Here is a 3,123-nt window from a genome sequence, read left to right as displayed (position 1 = left end):
ACAGCCCGAATCGCAGGACAGACAGCCTTCGGCGCCATCCGCAACATCGCCGCTACGCTCTTCGTACCTGCCGCTCAGACCATCTGAAGCCAGCCACCTGAGCAGTTACCGCACAGGCGCCGCGGGGAACCGTGAAAGACATTCCAGACCTGCGATGCGACGATCTTCCAATTTGTATATCGGTTGGTAGGCGATCGAAAGCTGACACTGCTCGATCACGCTCGTGATGCGGGCAGCTTTGACATCGTACTTCCTGCGCGACTGCAGATCGGCTTCCATCCCGGCTGCGGCAGGGAACATGGAGGACAAGCGGCCGTCGGCGAGTTGCTGACCATAGCTGTCTTCCCAGGAGTTAGAATCTCCGGCCCGGATAGGCAGTGGCTCGTTCGATCTGTCGACCGTGACCGACATAGTCCTGTGGAGAAAGCGGGGGCGCGAGGCCGCCGTCGCGATGATCTCCGCCTGAACCCTCTCGATCTCCGCATGCGCGATCGACACATACTCGCGGCAGCGGGCGAATTTATCGTCGTCTCCAAGGATCTCTAGGACCGCGTTCAAATGGCTGCGCGTCAAAATACAATCCCGAAGCATGGTATCCTCCGTTTAATGCCCCTGATTGATAACTAAATTCGCACCTGTTTCGCTGCTCGTTAGGTCGGTAATAGACAGATAAGCCTAAGGGTAATTCAACAACTACCACGGGATTTGCGTCGAATTGTAATGAATTCGGTGGTGGGGAGAAATAGGTACGGCGGGGGAGCCTGGAAAATCTACGTCCTCGCGGTGTGCAAATTACGCTACACGATAGCTCCGTAGCAAACTTCTACGTGGCTGCTTATTGGGGCCGGTTGCGGCGGCAGACCTTCTTCTCGCTGGCTGAAGCCAATGGGGCGATGCGCCGCACGCCTCGATCGCGATCACCGTCGACGGCAGTGCGCCNGCTTATTGGGGCCGGTTGCGGCGGCAGACCTTCTTCTCGCTGGCTGAAGCCAATGGGGCGATGCGCCGCACGCCTCGATCGCGATCACCGTCGACGGCAGTGCGCCAAATAGAGAAGACCTAACGTTGAAAGCGAAATGTTTGGGGGGGGGGGCACGGTTCGACGCGATTTGACAACGTCAGTGTCTGACGACCGAGGTCGGCGATCGCAAGGCGTGGGTAATTACGAATTGCCATCGAAATATTGAAGATCTGATAAATAAAATCCCCATTGGTAATGATTATTTATATTTATATGTTGATGCTACAGGAATTGCAATATTATTCTAATTGATTTGGATTTACGCGCGGAAACTCTTATTTGTAGTTACCAAATAAAGACATAAATTAGACAATATCCTTGCAAAATTCTACCATTTTTTCGTTTGATGGTCATTTCGGGCGGGGCTGACAATGAACAGTCTTCAGAGTGAAGCCCCGTCAGGACGACAACAAGAAGGACCATTCCAATGAAGAATATTCTCGCGACACTGGCCATTCTGGGCTTTGCCGCTCCTGCCTTTGCGCAGGCTGTCGATTTTGCGACCGTTGACGCCGACCAGAGCGGTACGGTCACCTTGGAAGAGGTGCAGGCCGCAATGCCGGATGTGACGGAAGATGCCTTCACTGCCGCGGATGCTGACGAGAGCGGCGACCTCTCGGAAGACGAGTTCGCAACGCTCGCAGGTTAATTAGCCGGCATGGATGTTGGAATGCGAGCAGTGATCAAAGTCCTGCTCGCCCTTGAGCGTCTGTAGCCACATTCACAGCTCCCTGCTGCTTGCGACGACCCCGCGCCGCCGTTGGAAGGCGGCGCGGGACGTGTGGGATCGCAGGACACTGCGCGACGGTCGTGTTCTGCGCCGGGATGTCGTGGGCTTTTTTCAGTCTTTTGCCGCTACGCTTTGGCAGCATGTGAGTTCATTCTCAACTGCCGCTTTTGTTTGACGATCGCGACAACAACGCAATGCGATCGGAGCCGGGCACAAATTGATCTGGCTGACCCTTTTGGGCGATGCGCACGAGGTCGACAAGCGCCGAACGGAGAAAGGGCCAGGGGAACTCCGGACATTCAGCAGAGCTTTCTCCCTCGCGTAAGATGACATCGAGCTTGCCCGCAACGCCGGCAAGTGATGTGGCAGATGCACTCATCAGCGCATCGACCAGCTGTTGTTCGTGGAAGGCTGCGGCCTCTTCGGCCTCTTTGGCGACGGAGTATCCCAACTCGCCATCTGCGACCTCCCAGCGAGCTTGGTGTGCCATGAGCTCAACTTCCGCGATTGCCCGCGTCGCTGCCAACGCCGGATCGCCGCCGAAGGTCTCTTCGATCTGATCACGGGTATGCACGAAGATCGATCTGCCCTCATCAGGCAGATCGACCTCTGCACGAGGAAAGCCAATCGTCTCGACCAAACGGGCCTCGAGGGTCTGCTGTCTGCAGCAAGCCTCATAAGTGCGAAGGTGAGCGTCGCTCCATTCGTGCCAGAGCGGCAATGCGACATCCGGCTCGCCGCTGTTCCTTGCTGGCGATCTCCTCAATGGATTGGTCGTCCATGCCGCTGCCATCAATGTGGTGCCGGCTAGCAGCATGCGACGGGTGACGGTAGACAGACTCGTGCTAGTCTCAGAATCAGCCATGATCCGAGCTCCTTACAGCTTGGCGAGTGGTCAGGCTAAGTACGGTGTGCCTGCACCGTGCTTGGCCGCACTTCGGATTTCAGGTCCAAGGGTGTCTTTGACACCTTTGGATCATACAGGAATGATCTAAAAGGATCAATACGTATTGGTGACGACAGGACAGATGCGGGCAGCCCGCGCGTTAATTGGTCTCTCACAAACCGAGCTTGCAGATCGAGCCGGCGTGTCTGTTCCAACGATCAAGCGCTGCGAGAGCGAAAGCCAAAGTGTTCCAACCGTGTCCGTTGAAACAAAGAACAGAATTCGCGCTGTTCTGGAGGCGGAAGGTGTGGAATTCACCAATGGCGACCAACCGGGCGTACGGTTGGCACGACGTTAAATTCTCCAGATCCGGATAGCCTATAGAGCGACGATTGGGATGAGCGGCAGCGTCAATTACGATAAGCGCCTGCGGTCGAGGTCGAAGGTTTCCTAATTGTCGCGCGAGGTCAAGGTCAGGACTGCGCG

General features: G+C 56.1%; 4 protein-coding genes. 2 read left to right on the top strand and 2 right to left on the bottom strand.

Annotated elements, in window-relative coordinates:
- Positions 1–105: 105 nt before the first annotated feature.
- Positions 106–591, bottom strand: a complete 486-nt coding sequence (locus tag VSX60_RS22080; protein ID WP_327626387.1) for a hypothetical protein — start codon at positions 589–591, stop codon at positions 106–108.
- 857 nt (positions 592–1,448) lie between these two features.
- On the opposite strand from VSX60_RS22080, the gene VSX60_RS22075 reads away from it, so the two are divergent.
- The gene (locus VSX60_RS22075; RefSeq protein ID WP_327626386.1) at positions 1,449–1,670 is read left to right on the top strand and encodes a hypothetical protein; all 222 of its coding nucleotides are present in this window, start codon (positions 1,449–1,451) and stop codon (positions 1,668–1,670) included.
- 235 nt (positions 1,671–1,905) lie between these two features.
- Here the strand turns inward: VSX60_RS22075 and VSX60_RS22070 are convergent, their stop codons facing one another.
- On the bottom strand, positions 1,906–2,616 hold the full coding sequence (locus tag VSX60_RS22070; RefSeq protein ID WP_327626385.1) for a hypothetical protein: 711 nt from the start codon (positions 2,614–2,616) through the stop codon (positions 1,906–1,908).
- A gap of 163 nt (positions 2,617–2,779) precedes the next feature.
- Between VSX60_RS22070 and VSX60_RS22065 the strand changes: the two genes are divergently transcribed.
- Positions 2,780–2,995, top strand: coding sequence for a helix-turn-helix domain-containing protein (locus tag VSX60_RS22065; protein ID WP_327626388.1), 216 nt, complete (start codon positions 2,780–2,782; stop codon positions 2,993–2,995).
- Positions 2,996–3,123 lie beyond the last annotated feature (128 nt).

Origin of the sequence: Aurantimonas sp. A3-2-R12, from assembly GCF_036016755.1 — a bacterium.
Classification (GTDB): Bacteria; Pseudomonadota; Alphaproteobacteria; order Rhizobiales; family Rhizobiaceae; genus Aurantimonas; species Aurantimonas coralicida_A.
Note: the sequence above shows the minus strand (reverse complement) of the source record. Positions and strands in the feature narration are given on the sequence as shown.

Bases quoted from the DNA above. Each gene is read 5' to 3' on its own strand.
- VSX60_RS22080 (WP_327626387.1), bottom strand. From the start codon at position 591: ATGCTTCGGGATTGTATTTTGACGCGCAGCCATTTGAACGCGGTCCTA.
- VSX60_RS22075 (WP_327626386.1), top strand. From the start codon at position 1,449: ATGAAGAATATTCTCGCGACACTGGCCATTCTGGGCTTTGCCGCTCCT.
- VSX60_RS22070 (WP_327626385.1), bottom strand. From the start codon at position 2,616: ATGGCTGATTCTGAGACTAGCACGAGTCTGTCTACCGTCACCCGTCGC.
- VSX60_RS22065 (WP_327626388.1), top strand. From the start codon at position 2,780: ATGCGGGCAGCCCGCGCGTTAATTGGTCTCTCACAAACCGAGCTTGCA.